This is a genomic window from Synechococcus sp. MU1643 (genome assembly GCF_020514095.1).
Classification (GTDB): Bacteria; Cyanobacteriota; Cyanobacteriia; order PCC-6307; family Cyanobiaceae; genus Parasynechococcus.
This window is the reverse complement of sequence record NZ_VTKY01000003.1, coordinates 43,659-58,288: the sequence shown is the minus strand read 5'-3', so window position 1 is coordinate 58,288 and position 14,630 is coordinate 43,659. Positions and strand designations below refer to the sequence as shown.

Sequence of the window (14,630 nt, the reverse complement as noted above, 5' to 3'; positions counted from 1 at the left end):
CCGGTCACAGCGGCCAGTGCCGACGCAGGCTGTGGCGCAGCCGATCCAGCACCGGAATCGAACGCTGCAGGAGTGCTGGGTCGGCATCGAGGAGTTGGCGACCCAGGGGGGTGAGCCTGAAGCGGCTGGTCAGCCCCTGACCATCCACTTCGCGGCGCAGCACGCCCACGCTGATCAGCCAACGCAGGTCGTCCTCGAGGGCTTCGCTGTTGCGGAACCAGCGTGTCTTGCGGCCGTAGCGGCCGGGTTCGCTCCAGAGGTCTCCCGCATCCAGGCCTTGCTGCTGAAGATCCCGGTAAAGGGCTTCAGAGAAGGGCAGGCATCCCATGGCCCGGCAAGCCCGGTCACGGCTGCGTCGATCCAGCAAGTTGGTGGGGTGAGCGATGGCGAAGCCTCCCGTCCCTGGCAGCCTACGGAGCGTTGTTCTGCGGTGTGTTCCCGTGCTCATGCTTGCTTCCGCCTCGCCGGCGCGTCGTCGCTTGCTGGAGCAAGCGGGAGTTCAGCATCAGGTGCGCGTCAGCGGTGTGGATGAGGACCAGATTCAGCATGCAGATCCAGCAGAGCTGGTGAAATTGCTGGCTCAGGCCAAGGCCACGGCTGTTGCCCAGACGCTTGATCCTGTAGGCGATGCTGAGATCACGGCCGTGCTGGGCTGTGATTCCGTGCTCAGTTTTGCAGGGCAGGTGTTCGGCAAGCCCTCGGGGCCAGCCGAAGCGATGGAGCGCTGGCAGCGCATGGCTGGCGGATGCGGATCACTGCTGACGGGCCATTGCCTGATCCGACACGGACAACCTGAGGTGTTGGCGAGTGTGGTGACGGTGGTGCGCTTTGCACCGCTCAGCCAGGCTGAGATCGAGGCCTATGTGGCCAGTGGTGAGCCGCTGCAATGTGCCGGTGGTTTTGCACTGGAGGGCCGCGGCGGCCTCTGCATCGATGGCTTGGATGGCTGTTACTCCAACGTGATCGGCCTCAGCCTTCCCTGGTTGCGTCAGCAGCTTTCCGCTTTCTCTTAGTGCAGCAGCAGATTTCTCGTCCCCGAGATCGCTTGCATGGCCAGTAGCAAAGCCACCAGCAGGTTGCTGCTGATGTGAATGCGCCTGGCCCTCACGGAATGACCAATCAAGGGCTGCAGCGCTGTTGAGCTCAGCAACAGGGTGGTGAGCAACATCCCCATCCAGAAATGGGACTGCCAGAACAGGGGGCTCCAGGGAACATCGCTGAACCGCTCTACGGAGGGTTGCAGCCCCAGCAAAAGCAGGCCGACCGCAGCGGCGATAGCCCATAGATAGCGCTGCCAGGCCATCCGGTTCGCCAGCAGGCGTCCGAAGCTGAACATCACAGCGCTGCCGGTGACGACCAGACCCAGGGGATGGCTGCTCCAGAGGCTGTGGCCGAGGCCGATCAGCACCGCCATCAGCACCCCGCCGGTGACCCAGGCCCCATGCTGCGCGTGCTCCAACGGCACCGTGTCGGCGATCGGGTTGATCTTCAATCGTTTTTCCCGCGCCAGGATTCCAAGACGGATCGTGGCGCCCACCACCGGGTAGACGAACAGGATCATCAGCACGGGGTGGATTAATCCAAGCCAGTCGTGGCTGGTGAGCGCTTGCAGTGCCTGGGGATCAACCAAAAAAAAACGCAACCCTGAATCCAGGGTTGCGCATCGTGGGGTTTGAACTGCGGATCTGGATCAGACCTTTCTGGAGTAATACTCCACCACCAGCAGTTCGTTGATTTCTAGGGCAACCCATTCGCGTTCGCAGCGGGCAGTGACCTTGGCGCTCAGCTTGGACTTGTCAAGCTCGAGGTGGCTCGGCACGTTGGCCAGACCAGGGAACTCGAGGTTGCCTTCAGCCAGCTTCTTGCTGCACTTGCGCTCGCGGATGGCGATCACATCGCCAGGCTTGCACTGGTAGCTGGCGATGTCGGTCACACGACCGTTCACGGTGACGTGACCGTGGTTCACCAGCTGACGGGCGCCGGGCACGGTTGGACCGAAGCCGAGGCGGAAACAAACATTGTCGAGACGATTCTCGAGCAGCTTGAGCAGGTTGGTTCCGGTGGAACCTTCCTGGGCGCGCGCTTTCTTCACGTAGCGCACGAGCTGACGCTCGGAGACACCGTAATTGAAGCGAAGCTTCTGCTTCTCTTCGAGACGGATCGCGTATTCAGAGCGCTTGCGACGGGCTTGGCCGTGCTGACCGGGGGGATAGGACCGTTTGGCGGCCTTCCGGGTGAGACCGGGGAGGTCTCCCAAGCGCCGCGTGATCCTCAGGCGAGGGCCGCGGTAACGAGACATAAGTGGGAAGGTGTGTTTAGAGATCGTGCGGTTGTTGGCCATGCTGGAACCGAAACAGCCCCAGGCATCTGCCGCGATGCACGAATCGACCACTGTATCTGTCGGCCCGATGAACCAGCTGCGACAGGCATCGAACCAGGCTCTAGCGGCTGTTCTCCTGGCCGGCATTGGCTTTTATCGGCGCTTCATCTCCCCGATGATTGGGCCCCGCTGCCGCTTCACGCCCACCTGCAGCGCCTATGGCCTGGAGGCCATCCAGAAGCATGGCCCCTGGAAGGGGGGCTGGCTCACCGTGAAACGGCTGCTTCGCTGCCATCCCTTCACCCCCTGTGGCTGTGACCCGGTGCCCGATTGATGAAGCAGCTCACCCTGTACAGCCGCGCCGGTTGCTGCCTGTGTGAAGGCTTGGAATCCCGCCTTCGTGCCCTCGATCTCTTGGGGCTGTCTATCGAGCTGACGGTGATTGATGTCGATGCGCCCGGCACCCCCCAGGAGCTGAAGGCGCGCTACGACCTCGAGGTCCCCGTGCTCGCCCTCGATGGATCTGAGCTTCCCCGGGTCTCCCCGCGTCTGACGGATGAGGGACTGTTGAATTGGTTGCAACGCTGTCTGTCCACGCCGCTCTGAACGGCGTAAAACTCCCCCAAGCAGAGGGGAGACGGGATGACGCAGGCGTTGCATGCCCTGTTGAGTGATGCAGGCATCGCAGTGCCGGCGGGGCTGGTGAATCCTGGATTGGAGGCGATCACCACCGATTCCCGCCGAGTCGGCCCTGGAACCCTGTTTCTCGGACTTCCCGGCGAACGGGTGGATGGAGGCACGTTTTGGGCTCAAGCCCTTGAGGCCGGTGCCGCCGCTGCAGTAATTGGAGCTGAAGCTGCTGCTGCACAACCGCCAGGTGCCGATGACCCTGTGGTGGTGATCCAAGATCCGGTGGCGCGCCGGATCGGTGAGATTGCAGCGGCGTACTGGGACCATCCCTGCAGGCGCATGGCCCTGATTGGTGTGACCGGCACCAATGGCAAAACCACCACCACCCATTTGATCGAGCATCTGGCCGCTTCAGCAGATCAATCGGTGGGCTTGTTCGGCACGTTGGTGAACCGCTGGCCGGGCCACAGCATCACGGCCACCCACACCACGGCCTTTGCCGATCTCCTGCAGGGGCAACTTGCCGAGGCGGCCTCCGCCGGCTGCGGCCTGGCCGCGATGGAAGTGAGTTCCCACGCCCTGGCGCAGCAGCGCGTGGCTGGCTGTCGCTTCGCGGGAGCCGTGTTCACCAACCTCACCCAGGACCACCTCGATTACCACGTCTCAATGGAGGACTACTTCGAGGCCAAGGCGTCGCTGTTTGCGGATCCTCTTTTGTTGGAAGGTGATGCGCGATCGGTGGTCAACAGTGATGACCCCTGGGGGGCGCGGTTGGCCGAACGGCTCGGCGCCGCCTGTTGGCGCAGCTCCCTTGAGGATCCATCGGCGGAGTTGCAAATGAGCGACCTGCAGATGACGGCCGCTGGGGTGGAAGGTCGCTTGATCAGCCCTGTTGGTGAGGGCCGTTTTCGTTCGCCCTTGTTGGGTCGCTTCAATTTGATGAACCTGCTGCAGGCAGTGGGGGTGCTGCTTCAGCAGCAGTTGCCCTTGCCAGTACTGCTGGAGGCCATCGGCCGTTTCGGTGGCGTGCCGGGCCGGATGGAGCGGGTGATTGTGAACGGTTTGGATGCAGCGAATTTGCCTCCGGTGCTGGTGGATTACGCCCACACGCCTGATGGCTTGAGGAACGCTCTTTCAGCAGCGCGTCCGTTCTGCACAGGGCGGCTGATCTGTGTGTTCGGTTGTGGTGGTGATCGGGATCGGGGCAAGCGTCCGCAGATGGCGGAGATTGCGGCACGTCTGGCTGACCGTGTGGTGGTCACCTCCGACAACCCTCGCACCGAGGACCCTCAGCAGATCCTCGATGACGTGGTTGCCGGGATTCCTGCCGGTACCGATCTGCTGGTGGAGGGTGACCGAGCCAAGGCGATTGCTTCAGCCATTGCCGAAGCTGAGCCGAATGATCTGGTGCTGGTGGCCGGTAAAGGGCACGAGGACTACCAGATTCTCGGCACCGAAAAGGTGCACTTCGACGATCGCGAGGAAGCGGAACGCGTCCTGCGTTTGAGGTTGTTTTGAAGCAAGCTGCTTTGACGCGGTTGATCTGAACCGATCAAAGGGTGCTGATCGCTGCCACCAGGGCGTTGATGTCGTCGTCTGTGGTGCTGATGTGGGTGCAGGCCCTCAAGCAACTGGGGTCCGCCAGATCGCGAATCCACAGGCCTTGAGCGCCCAACTGCTTCACATGCTCAGCAGGTGGCACATCGCCGTTGATCTGAAAGCTCACCAGTCCGGTGGTGGGTGCCACATCAAGCAGAGGGGTGACGCTCGCTAGCCCCTGGAGTGCCTGCCAGAGCTTGCTGCTTAGGTTTTGAATGCGGTCCCAGCGTTGTGGGGCTGATCCCTCGTTCTCCAGCAGTTGCAGTGAGCTGCGCAGGCCGGCCATCAGGGGTACGCAGCTGGTGGCCACTTCAAAGCGGCGGCTGTCGTGGTGAAACAGATCGCTCCCATCTAGGTCGGCCTTGCTTTCATCGCGCAGGCTGCGCCAGCCGATCACGGTTGGAGCGGCCTCATCCAACACACGCTCGGAAAGCGTCACGCCCCCCAGTCCTTCGGGGCCGCAGGCCCACTTGTGCCCGGTGAAGGCGTAGATGTCGGCCGCGGCAGCGGCCTCTTCAACGGGGATCTGTCCGAAGCTTTGGGCGGCGTCCACCAGCAGAAAGGGCTGTTGGGGATGTTGGTTGAGTTGATGTGCGACGGCGCCAATTGGCATCACCTGGCCTGTATTCCAGAGCAGATGGCTCAGCACCACAAGACGTGTGCGAGGGGTGAGGGTCTGGGCAATGGCCTCAACCACCGCGGCGTCGCACTGGGCTTGATGCCCCCGCAGATGCTTCACCGGCAGCACGTCGATGGCGAGGTTCTTGCGCCGCGCCAGTTCAACGCAGGCACTCACCACACCGGGGTGTTCGCAGTCGCCTATCAGCAGCCGATCCCTTTTGGCAAAGGGAAGTCCCCAAAGCGGCAGCACGCAGCCGCTGGTGACGTTCTCGGTGAGGGCAAGACGATGGGGCGGAACGCCGCAGGACTGGGCCAGAAGGCGGCGTGTGCTGTTCACCTCCTTGGCGATGTAGGGCCAAACATCCGCCGTGAACGGCCCTAACTCCTGAATGCGCGCCCAGCTCGCTGTGATCGCCTCCAGGGATGGGCTGGGCAATGGCCCTTGGCCGCCGTAGTTGAAGTACGTCTTGTTCTGCAGGGCAGGGCAGAGGTCGCGCATGGTCACGGCACTGGCGTGAGCCGAAAGATGGGTGCCACCACGTTGGCAGTGCCATCGGGTCGCAGCGAGGCGTTAAACGGTGAGTCGGCTGCGTGATCGCTTGAGAGCTGGGTCAAACCGTTGGACCCCGGCATGGCCTTCTCCGGCAACGGCCAACCCTTCGAAGGCGCCTGATCTGACGCTGTGACCGACCAGAGCGTTCTGCTGGCCTGGATGCGCTGTGGCACGGCGTAGCGTCAATTCACCGATCTGACTGGCCTGGGGGCGATGCCGGTTCAGCAAGGGCGAATGGTTGAACACATGGTTCTACAGATCACCGAACCATGCCATAGCGCCTGCCCCAGCCCTGTGTCAGGCCCACTTTTTTTTGAACTGTTTTTCCGCTGTTCGTTCCATCTGCCATCCAGACCAACGTCGCCATTCGATCTCCGCTGCCGTCAGGTATTGATCGGTGAGCGATTCAGTTTGGTTTTCCGGTAAGCCAAACCGGATGGGGCAAGCAGGACCAGCGTTCACCTCAATCTCCCGACCTGGATCAAACTTGTCGTGCAGGCTGAATTGAGGGTGGTTGTGTTTAATACCGAACCCAATTTATCAGCATTTGAACTCAGTTTGCTTCCCAATCTGTGGGTCGACTTGCTTCAGCTTGCCTTGAGGTAAATCTTGCGTCCTTTGGCGTCAACTTTGTAGCGACCACCCCTGGGGCCGATGTGAATTACATCGATGGATGCGTTGATAGGGGTTGGTGGCTCTAAAGGCTCCGGCTCAACCTTGGAGGGGGTTGGAATCTCAGGTGTTTGTATTCTCAGGTGTGGCGCGGCCTTGAAGATATTCAGCCCGAGCTTGCGATACAGAAAATCTGCAATTCGCATGACGCGTTACTGGAACTACCTTGTATTTTCTAACGATGTCAAGTGTTCGCGGTGTTACCGATTGCCAATGTCCATCGCCCAGCTCCAATTGGCTCAAACGTGATTGTTTGACGACTCCGCTCGACTGCTTTGCACGTCGGGAAAGTGCTCGTTCATGCATTCGGGACAGATGCCATGGCTGAAATTCAGCGTGCTGTGCTGCATTAGGAATCGTTCGATGGGTTGCCAGAACCCTTCCCTGTCGCGGATGGATTTGCAGTAACTGCAAGTGGTGACCAAGCCTTGAGCGTGATGCATCTGACAGAACTCATCCATCAGGGCCAAGGATCGGCGTCTGAGTTCCAAAAGAGTGGTGGCCTGTTCCGCCAGGCCTTCCATCACCTTGTATTGCGAATTGGTGAGTGATTTGGGAATCCGATCAATCACGCAAAGCGTTCCAATGCGGTGATTGATGTCGGTTTTCAGGGGGAAGCCTGCATAGAGCCGGATGTGGGGTGCTTCCTGCACGAGGGGGTTGTCGCGGAATTTCTCATGAAACAGCGCGTCCTCCACCACCAGAGGCTTGGAATCGAGGATCGTATGGGCGCAAAAGGAGATGTCTCGGTCGGTTTCGCTGGCCTCAAGGCCCACCTTCGATTTGAACCACTGACGCTTTTCATCCACCAGGGAGATCAGGGCGATCGGAGATTGGCAAATCTCTGAGGCCATCCGGGTGATGTTGTCAAAGGCTCTCTCAGGCTTTGTTCCCAGGATTCGATATTCACTGAGCGATCTCAGCCTGGCTGCTTCGTTGATTGGCTTGGGCGCTGCCTGCATGGGCTTGCCTCGCTAGGCACCCCAATGGTCTAAAGCATGATTATTTTATTTTCTGTAAATGTGCAGTGCGAAAAATTTCGCTTTGTTGATTTTATTTTCTGCGATTAATTAATTCTTGGAGCTGCTTCGTAGAGCCACTCGCTGCGGCCATCCCGAAGGGTCGCGCTGCTGCGTTGGTACACATCAGGTACTTCCTCCCAATCATCTAAGGCGGGCCAGCAAGAGTCGGGCACCCGATACACCTCTCCTGAGATGGACCCGTTGCCCCGCTGCAGCATCGGGTAGCCCAGATCTCGATTTCGATGAAGCCATCGACGATGCCGTCGCGATCGCGTTTGGCGCCCTTCAACAAGTGATGTGCGCTGCCGTTACTTTTCAGTGTCCCGTAGACGAAGAAGCGCTTCAAAGCACCTGCACCACTTCGCTCACTTCCGGAATCGATTCACGCATCTTGCGTTCGATGCCCATCTTCAAGGTCATCGTGCTGCTGGGGCAGCTGCCGCAGGCGCCCTGCAGGCGCACCTTCACGATCGGGCCGTCCAGTTCCACCACTTCAACGTTGCCGCCGTCGGCCATCAGGAAGGGGCGCAGCTCATCCAGCACCTTTTCCACGTTCTCAAGCGTGAGGGCCATGGTTTCAGTGCTCATGGGGATGAACCAGAGATCAAGGCATCAAGGTTACGGAGTGGCCCCATAGGGTGACGAGAGCGGTTAACCCTCCAGCTCCGGTGCAGCACGACGGTTCGTTCAACCCAGAGGCCCGCTACGACGCCGTGCTGGTGGGCGCTGGAATCATGAGCGCCACCCTGGCGGCGCTGCTGCATGAACTCGACCCGCAGCTGCGGATTCTTCTGGTGGAGCGCCTCGAAGCGCCTGCTCTCGAGAGCAGCGCTGCGGTGAACAATGCCGGCACCGGTCATGCCGCCAACTGCGAGCTGAATTACACCCCGATTCAGGCGGATGGAACGGTGGCGACGGCCAAAGCGGTGGCCATCAATGTTTCGTTTGAACGCAGCCTCGAGTTCTGGGGGTCGTTGCGGGAGCGGGGCGACCTCGTCACCAGCAGCTTTCTCCACCAGGCGGCCCACATCAGCGCTGTGTGGACGCCGGAGAACATTGCCTTTCTGCGGCAGCGCTTCAGCCAGCTGAAGGAGCTGCCGGCCTTTGCCCGGATGCGCTGGAGCGAAGACCAAAGCGAGCTCACCGAATGGATGCCCCTGGTGATGGCGGGGCGCGATCTCAAGCAGCCGGTGGCGGCCACGCGCATTGATCGAGGCACGGACGTTGATTTCGGCACCCTCACCAGGGCCTACCTGATGCCCTTGCAGCAGAGCGGAGCGCTCACTGTTGAGTACGGCACTCAGGTGCACGACCTCAAACGTCTTCGCCGCAGCGACATGACTGAGGCTGACTGGCGCGTGGTGTTCAAGGGGCCCTCGGGCAAAAAAGAAGTGCGGACTCCTTTTGTTTTCCTCGGTGCCGGTGGTGGTGCCCTGCCGCTGCTGCAACGTTCCGGGATCCCAGAGGCGGCTGATTTCGCTGGCTTCCCAGTGAGTGGCCTCTGGTTGGTTTGTGGTGACGCGCAGCTGGCCGATCGTCAGCGGGCCAAGGTCTACGGCAAGGCGGCGGTGGGGGCTCCACCGATGTCGGTGCCCCACCTCGACACCCGCTGGATTGATGGCAAGCGTTCGCTGTTGTTCGGCCCGTTTGCCGGCTTCAGCAGCAAGTTCCTCAAGCAGGGCTCCCTGCTGGATCTGCCCGCTTCCGTGCGTGCCACCAATCTGGTGCCGATGCTTCAGGTGGGTGCCACCAACTTTGAGCTGGTGCAGTACCTGATCAATCAGCTGCGCCAGAGCCCTGCGGAGCGGCATGAGGCGCTGCAGCAGTTCATGCCCACCGCCCGCGCCGAAGACTGGACCCTCTCGGTGGCAGGCCAGCGGGTGCAGATCATCAAACGCAGCAAGCAGGGCGGACGGCTGCAGCTGGGAACGGAAGTGGTGGCGTCCGGCGATGGCTCCTTGGCAGCGCTGCTGGGGGCCTCCCCAGGAGCGAGCACGGCGGTGACGATTATGTTGGAGGTGCTGCAGCGCTGCTTCAAGCAACGGCTCGACAGCGAAGCCTGGCAGCAGCGGCTGCAAGCCCTGTTGCCCAGCATCCATGAAGACCCTCAGCAGGATCCGCAGGCGCTGCAGCGGATGCGGGAGCGCAGTGATGCCTTGCTGGGGCTTACCGTCTGAGGCTCATTTCCCCAGATTCACCAACACCACACCAGCGGTGATCAGGCCGATACCGATCAACTGCGCAGGCTGCAGCATCTGGCTGTAGGCGAAGCGCCCCACCAGCACGATCACCACGGTGCCGATGCCGCTCCAGAGGGCGTAGGTGATTCCTAAAGGGATGCTGAGCACCACCTTGGAGAGCAGTGCCATTGCAAGGGCATAGGCGCTGAACACCAGCAGGGTGGGAAGCGGTCTGGTCATGCCTTCCGACAAGCGCAGGCAGGAGGTGCCGATCACCTCAGCGCTGATCGCCAGCAGCAACAGGGTCCAGGGATTGCTCATCAGCACTGGTGCCGCTCCTTAGGATTGTGGCAACGACGCTTTCTGGACCCGAGACGGGATTCCGCCGCTGCATGACCGACGCCCCCGTCTCACGGATCCGCAACTTCTGCATCATTGCCCACATCGACCACGGCAAGTCGACCCTGGCCGACCGCTTGCTGCAGGACACGGGAACCGTGGCCAACCGGGACATGCAGGAGCAGTTCCTGGACAACATGGATCTGGAGCGGGAGCGGGGGATCACGATCAAGCTCCAGGCCGCTCGGATGAACTACACGGCGGCCGATGGCGAGGAGTACGTCCTCAACCTGATCGACACCCCTGGCCACGTCGACTTCTCCTATGAGGTGAGCCGCAGCCTTCAGGCCTGTGAAGGGGCGCTGCTGGTGGTGGATGCCAGCCAGGGGGTGGAGGCACAGACCTTGGCAAACGTCTACCTGGCGCTGGACAACGATCTCGAGATCATCCCGGTGCTCAACAAGATCGATCTGCCTGGTGCGGATCCCGACCGGATCAAGGAAGAGGTCGAGGCGATCATCGGCCTCGATTGCGATAACGCCATTCCTTGTTCGGCCAAGACCGGAATGGGAGTGCCTGAAATTCTGCAGGCCGTGGTGGACCGGGTGCCTCCGCCGAAGGATGCAGTGGAGGAGCCCACCAAGGCGCTGATCTTCGATTCGTATTACGACCCCTACCGGGGAGTGATCGTTTATTTCCGGGTGATGAGCGGCCGGATCAGCTGCAAAGACAAAGTGCTGTTGATGGCCAGCAAGAAGACCTATGAGCTCGATGAGATCGGGATCATGGCGCCGGATCAGAAGAAGGTGGATGAGCTGCACGCCGGAGAGGTGGGCTATCTCGCGGCGTCGATCAAGGCCGTGGCTGATGCCCGCGTCGGCGACACCATCACCTTGGTGAATGCGCCGGCGGATGAGGCTTTGCCGGGTTACACCGAGGCCAAGCCAATGGTGTTCTGCGGCCTGTTCCCCACGGAGGCTGATCAGTACCCGGACCTGCGTGATGCTCTCGACAAACTGCAGCTTTCGGATGCGGCGCTGAAGTACGAGCCGGAAACCAGCAGCGCCATGGGCTTCGGTTTCCGCTGCGGCTTCCTCGGCTTGCTGCACATGGAGATCGTGCAGGAGCGGTTGGAGCGGGAGTACGACCTTGATCTGATAGTCACCGCGCCATCGGTGATCTACAAGGTGAACATGATCGATGGCTCCGAAGTGATGGTTGACAACCCCGCCACACTTCCCGATCCGCAGAAGCGCGAGTCAATCGAAGAGCCCTACGTGAAGATGGAGATCTATGCACCGAATGAATACAACGGCGCACTGATGGGCCTCTGCCAGGAACGGCGTGGCGATTACATCGACATGAAATACATCACCACCGATCGGGTGACGTTGATCTATGAATTACCACTGGCGGAAGTGGTGACCGACTTCTTCGATCAGATGAAGACGCGCACCCAGGGCTATGCCTCGATGGAATACAGCCTGATCGGCTACCGCAAGAACCAGTTGGTGCGTCTCGATGTGTTGATCAATGGCGAGCGGGCCGATGCCCTCACCACGATCGTCCACCAAGACAAGGCTTACAACGTGGGCAAGGCCTTGGTGGAGAAACTCAAGGAACTGATTCCCCGCCAGCAGTTCAAGATTCCGATTCAGGCTTCGATCGGTAGCCGAATCATTGCCTCCACCAGCATCAGTGCCATCCGCAAAGACGTGCTCGCTAAGTGCTACGGCGGCGATATCTCCAGGAAGAAGAAACTGCTGAAGAAGCAGGCCAAGGGCAAGAAACGAATGAAGGCCATGGGCAAGGTGGATGTGCCGCAGGAGGCCTTCATGGCGGTGCTCAAGCTCAATGATGGTGGTGGGAGCTAATCGCCTTTTTTGTCTTCGATCCAGAGGCTGGTGTTTGGGCTGGAGTGGAACAGCAATTCCTGTTCAAGATGGGCTCGATCGTCCTAAATATCCGTGATGGCTTTGTCGCAGAGCGCGATGCTTTGGCTGGCCAACTGCTGGTCGTTGGCCAGCAGATTGCGCTGACCGATCAACAGCCCCACCGAGGAGGCCCCTGTGAATCCGAGGAAGACCACCAAATAAGTGGCCAGTTGGAGCTGGCCTTGGAGACTGCCGAGAAGCCGTTGTCGCCAGTGGTAGCGGGACGCCATTCCTTCATTCTTCCTCGGTTCGGGAGACAATGCATCTGCCCGAGGCCAACTTGCTCGTGACCCGCAGCCTCTCCACCCACATGGCTCGCTGGGGTCTGGTGATCGTGGGGATCTACCTGCTGGTGGCTTTGATAACGCCGTTGTTGGTGGGTGCTGGCATCCTTCCGGACGCCAATGCTGGCCTGGAAAACCCGATCTACTCCGGTCCCAGCTGGACCCATTGGTGTGGCACCGACCGGCTCGGCCGGGATGTGTGTGTGCGCACCATGGCAGGCAGTGGAGTGGCGCTTCAGGTGGTGTTGCTGGCGGTGGGTTTGGCCCTGCTGGTGGGTGTGCCCCTGGGCATGGTGAGTGGTTATTTCGGCGGTGCTGTCGATCGCCTGATGGTGCTGCTGATGGACACGCTCTACACGCTGCCGGTGTTGTTGCTTTCGGTGGTGTTGGCCTTTCTGCTGGGCAAGGGCATCCCCAATGCCGCCGCAGCCCTTTGCGTGGTGTACGTGCCGCAGTATTTCCGCGTGGTGCGCAACCAAACCGCACAGGTGAAGAGTGAGCTGTTTGTGGAGGCCGCCCAGAGCCTGGGGGCGGGGCCGCTCTGGATACTGCGGCGCTACTTGTTCCGCAATGTGATCACCTCAGTGCCAGTGCTGCTCACCCTCAATGCCGCCGACGCGGTGTTGGTGCTGGGGGGACTGGGATTTCTCGGTCTGGGCCTGCCGGAGACTGTTCCCGAATGGGGTGGTGATCTCAATCTGGCGCTGGCCGCAGTGCCCACTGGGGTGTGGTGGACGGCGCTCTTCCCTGGCCTGGCGATGTTTGTTTTGGTGCTGGGGCTGTCCTTCCTTGGGGAAGGCATCGAGGCCTGGGTGAGCGGCACAGAAGCCCGGCCCGCGTCAGACTGAACCCATCAGCACGGGTTTGATGGCCTGGTGGATCAGCTTGATGTTGCTGAGCGTGGCCGCGTTGCTCTGGAAAAAGAGCTGCGACAGCACCGATGACGTGATCGCCTTGCTCGAGCGGATCCTGGCCACCACCTTGGTGCTGGTGGTGGTGCTGGTTAGCCGCAATCTGCTGTTGGAGACGGCGGTTTTGATCGCCGCGGTTCAGTTGCCTGGGGTGCCGCGGCGACAGCGTTGATCTCAGGCTGGTTTCGGTGCCTTCACCTCACGGATCGAAATCCGGCAGGAGCTGGGGAAGATGGCGTGGGCCGCTTCCACGGCATGGGTGAGATCGTCGGACTGGAGCATTTCTTCGCCCCACTCGTTGCCGCAGTGATAGGTGACCGCGTACTGGTGCAGCTGTTTGTTGTCCATTGCTGACAATCCGCTGCTTTGGTTATGGCCCAGGGTTCGCCGAGATACAAGTCTTCCGTCGGATCAGCATCGTAGCTTCACAGTTCGCGGTAACTCCTCCATCAGCTCTCCCTCCTCACTCAAGGCGGGGTAAGGCCGTTGCTGCTCCTGGCACCAGCGAGCCACCTCGGGGTAGGACCACTCAAGCAGCAACTGCTGGTATTGCTCTGGCTTCAGGCCTTCTCCCTGGGTTGGGGCCAGGCCGGCCACCTGGCGTTGGCGCAGCGCCTCAAACAACAGGGTTGCGGTGGCGACCGACACGTTCAGGGACTGCACCATGCCGCGCATGGGGATGAAGATCGCTTCATCCATCAGATCCCGGGCCTGATCGGTTAGCCCCCATTTCTCGGCCCCGAGTACGAAGGCGGTGGGTCCGGTGAAGTCACACTCCCGGTAGTCCTTGGCATTCACTCCAAGATGGGTTCCGTAGAGGCGGAACCCTTTTGCTTTGAGCTGGCGGATGGCTGTTTCGGTATCGGGATGGTCGTGCAGTGGCACCCATTTCTGGCTGCCCTGGGCCGTGCTGTTGAAGGTGCGTGGCCGCCCGTCGAAACTCACCGCGTGGGCTTCCAGTGCCCCGACGGCGTCGCAGCTGCGCAGGATGGCGGAGAGGTTGTGGGGTTTCTCAACGTGTTCGAGCAGCACCGTGAGATCTGCCATGCGGTGGTTCAGCACGGATTTCAGCCGCTCAAACCGTCGCGGCAGCAGGGGCATGGGCGATCAATCGAGTGAGAGCAACAAATTGGGGTCTCCCATGCTTAGGGGCCTGGAACGACAATCAAGCAGTCAGCGCTTCTGTCGCCATCCAGATCCCGCCTAAGGATCCCTCCGTTGAACCGTACGTCTCCGGCGGCACGTTTGATCAGCGTGTCTGGAGTGAGGTGGAACGCATCCCCCATGGTCGGTTGGCGACCTACGGCCAGATCGCTGAGTTGATCGGTGCCTTTGGTTGTGCGCGTCAGGTGGGTTGGGCGTTGCGGCGTCTCAAGCTCCCGTCCCCTGTCCCTTGGCACCGTGTGGTGAACGCTCACGGGCGGATTTCGATGAGCCTCAGCCGTGAGGGCAGTGACTGGATCCAGCGGGATCTTCTCCTGGCAGAGGGCATCCCGGTGGATACGGAAGGATGCTTGCCGCTGCGTCAGTTCCTCTGGCACCCGGACGCCCATGCTGGGGATTGA

At 60.9% G+C, this 14,630-nt stretch carries 21 protein-coding genes and 1 pseudogene; 9 read left to right on the top strand and 13 right to left on the bottom strand.

Features of this window, described 5'->3' with window-relative positions; genetic code table 11:
* Positions 1 to 4: 4 nt before the first annotated feature.
* Positions 5 to 448, bottom strand: a complete 444-nt coding sequence (locus FZX09_RS06420; RefSeq protein ID WP_226401278.1) for an Npun_F0494 family protein — start codon at positions 446 to 448, stop codon at positions 5 to 7.
* Here FZX09_RS06420 and FZX09_RS06415 point away from each other — a divergent pair.
* On the top strand, positions 447 to 1,013 hold the full coding sequence (locus tag FZX09_RS06415; RefSeq protein ID WP_226401276.1) for a nucleoside triphosphate pyrophosphatase: 567 nt from the start codon (positions 447 to 449) through the stop codon (positions 1,011 to 1,013). The two genes, FZX09_RS06420 and FZX09_RS06415, sit on opposite strands and share 2 nt — an antisense overlap.
* Here FZX09_RS06415 and FZX09_RS06410 read toward each other — a convergent pair.
* Both FZX09_RS06410 and rpsD read right to left on the bottom strand, forming a co-directional pair.
* Positions 1,010 to 1,642 (bottom strand): DUF4079 domain-containing protein, encoded by a 633-nt coding sequence (locus FZX09_RS06410; RefSeq protein WP_226401274.1) that lies wholly within the window; start codon positions 1,640 to 1,642, stop codon positions 1,010 to 1,012. The genes FZX09_RS06415 and FZX09_RS06410 overlap by 4 nt on opposite strands.
* 48 nt (positions 1,643 to 1,690) lie before the next feature.
* Positions 1,691 to 2,299, bottom strand: coding sequence for a 30S ribosomal protein S4 (gene rpsD, locus FZX09_RS06405; RefSeq protein ID WP_226401654.1), 609 nt, complete (start codon positions 2,297 to 2,299; stop codon positions 1,691 to 1,693).
* A gap of 76 nt (positions 2,300 to 2,375) precedes the next feature.
* Between rpsD and yidD the strand changes: the two genes are divergently transcribed.
* From yidD to FZX09_RS06390, 3 genes are read left to right on the top strand one after another with little or no spacing between them, the layout of a single operon-like run.
* Positions 2,376 to 2,654, top strand: coding sequence for a membrane protein insertion efficiency factor YidD (yidD, locus tag FZX09_RS06400; protein ID WP_226401653.1), 279 nt, complete (start codon positions 2,376 to 2,378; stop codon positions 2,652 to 2,654).
* Entirely contained in the window at positions 2,654 to 2,926 is a 273-nt protein-coding gene (locus FZX09_RS06395) for a glutaredoxin family protein (RefSeq protein ID WP_226401272.1), read from the top strand. The genes yidD and FZX09_RS06395 overlap by 1 nt, the downstream gene beginning before the upstream one ends.
* A 36-nt stretch (positions 2,927 to 2,962) precedes the next feature.
* Entirely contained in the window at positions 2,963 to 4,468 is a 1,506-nt protein-coding gene (locus FZX09_RS06390) for a UDP-N-acetylmuramoyl-L-alanyl-D-glutamate--2,6-diaminopimelate ligase (RefSeq protein ID WP_226401270.1), read from the top strand.
* Between the two features lie 34 nt (positions 4,469 to 4,502).
* Here FZX09_RS06390 and FZX09_RS06385 read toward each other — a convergent pair whose 3' ends face one another.
* The 6 genes and pseudogenes from FZX09_RS06385 to FZX09_RS06360 all read right to left on the bottom strand — a co-directional run bounded on the left by FZX09_RS06385 (position 4,503) and on the right by FZX09_RS06360 (position 8,005).
* Entirely contained in the window at positions 4,503 to 5,669 is a 1,167-nt protein-coding gene (locus FZX09_RS06385) for an aminotransferase class V-fold PLP-dependent enzyme (protein ID WP_226401652.1), read from the bottom strand.
* A 72-nt stretch (positions 5,670 to 5,741) separates the two neighbouring features.
* A complete protein-coding gene (locus FZX09_RS06380; protein WP_226401268.1) occupies positions 5,742 to 5,969 on the bottom strand; it encodes a hypothetical protein in 228 nt (75 codons plus the stop codon).
* A gap of 341 nt (positions 5,970 to 6,310) precedes the next feature.
* Entirely contained in the window at positions 6,311 to 6,541 is a 231-nt protein-coding gene (locus FZX09_RS06375) for a hypothetical protein (RefSeq protein ID WP_226401266.1), read from the bottom strand.
* Between the two features lie 93 nt (positions 6,542 to 6,634).
* Positions 6,635 to 7,357 carry a GAF domain-containing protein gene (locus FZX09_RS06370; protein ID WP_226401264.1) on the bottom strand — a complete coding sequence of 241 codons (723 nt, stop codon included), beginning with the start codon at positions 7,355 to 7,357 and terminating at the stop codon, positions 6,635 to 6,637.
* Positions 7,358 to 7,461: 104 nt separating this feature from the next.
* A pseudogene (locus FZX09_RS12050) lies at positions 7,462 to 7,653 on the bottom strand (gamma-glutamylcyclotransferase); the annotation flags it as partial.
* 106 nt (positions 7,654 to 7,759) lie between these two features.
* Entirely contained in the window at positions 7,760 to 8,005 is a 246-nt protein-coding gene (locus FZX09_RS06360; RefSeq protein WP_011128549.1) for a NifU family protein, read from the bottom strand.
* An 80-nt stretch (positions 8,006 to 8,085) separates the two neighbouring features.
* Between FZX09_RS06360 and FZX09_RS06355 the strand changes: the two genes are divergently transcribed.
* Positions 8,086 to 9,594, top strand: coding sequence for a malate:quinone oxidoreductase (locus tag FZX09_RS06355; RefSeq protein WP_226401650.1), 1,509 nt, complete (start codon positions 8,086 to 8,088; stop codon positions 9,592 to 9,594).
* Positions 9,595 to 9,597: 3 nt separating this feature from the next.
* Here FZX09_RS06355 and FZX09_RS06350 read toward each other — a convergent pair whose 3' ends face one another.
* Positions 9,598 to 9,918, bottom strand: coding sequence for a multidrug efflux SMR transporter (locus FZX09_RS06350; RefSeq protein WP_226401262.1), 321 nt, complete (start codon positions 9,916 to 9,918; stop codon positions 9,598 to 9,600).
* A gap of 71 nt (positions 9,919 to 9,989) precedes the next feature.
* Between FZX09_RS06350 and lepA the strand changes: the two genes are divergently transcribed.
* A complete protein-coding gene (lepA, locus tag FZX09_RS06345) occupies positions 9,990 to 11,810 on the top strand; it encodes a translation elongation factor 4 (protein WP_226401259.1) in 1,821 nt (606 codons plus the stop codon).
* 83 nt (positions 11,811 to 11,893) lie between these two features.
* Here the strand turns inward: lepA and FZX09_RS06340 are convergent, their stop codons facing one another.
* On the bottom strand, positions 11,894 to 12,100 hold the full coding sequence (locus FZX09_RS06340) for a hypothetical protein (protein WP_226401246.1): 207 nt from the start codon (positions 12,098 to 12,100) through the stop codon (positions 11,894 to 11,896).
* 29 nt (positions 12,101 to 12,129) lie between these two features.
* Between FZX09_RS06340 and FZX09_RS06335 the strand changes: the two genes are divergently transcribed.
* Together FZX09_RS06335 and FZX09_RS06330 are read left to right on the top strand one after the other, a co-directional pair.
* Positions 12,130 to 13,002, top strand: coding sequence for an ABC transporter permease (locus FZX09_RS06335; RefSeq protein WP_226401245.1), 873 nt, complete (start codon positions 12,130 to 12,132; stop codon positions 13,000 to 13,002).
* A gap of 19 nt (positions 13,003 to 13,021) precedes the next feature.
* A complete protein-coding gene (locus FZX09_RS06330) occupies positions 13,022 to 13,237 on the top strand; it encodes a hypothetical protein (RefSeq protein WP_226401241.1) in 216 nt (71 codons plus the stop codon).
* A gap of 2 nt (positions 13,238 to 13,239) precedes the next feature.
* Here the strand turns inward: FZX09_RS06330 and FZX09_RS06325 are convergent, their stop codons facing one another.
* Together FZX09_RS06325 and trmH are read right to left on the bottom strand one after the other, a co-directional pair.
* The gene (locus tag FZX09_RS06325; protein WP_186494835.1) at positions 13,240 to 13,413 is read right to left on the bottom strand and encodes a hypothetical protein; all 174 of its coding nucleotides are present in this window, start codon (positions 13,411 to 13,413) and stop codon (positions 13,240 to 13,242) included.
* A 63-nt stretch (positions 13,414 to 13,476) separates the two neighbouring features.
* Positions 13,477 to 14,166 carry a tRNA (guanosine(18)-2'-O)-methyltransferase TrmH gene (trmH, locus tag FZX09_RS06320; RefSeq protein WP_226401239.1) on the bottom strand — a complete coding sequence of 230 codons (690 nt, stop codon included), beginning with the start codon at positions 14,164 to 14,166 and terminating at the stop codon, positions 13,477 to 13,479.
* Between the two features lie 167 nt (positions 14,167 to 14,333).
* On the opposite strand from trmH, the gene FZX09_RS06315 reads away from it, so the two are divergent.
* A complete protein-coding gene (locus tag FZX09_RS06315) occupies positions 14,334 to 14,630 on the top strand; it encodes an MGMT family protein (protein ID WP_370624197.1) in 297 nt (98 codons plus the stop codon).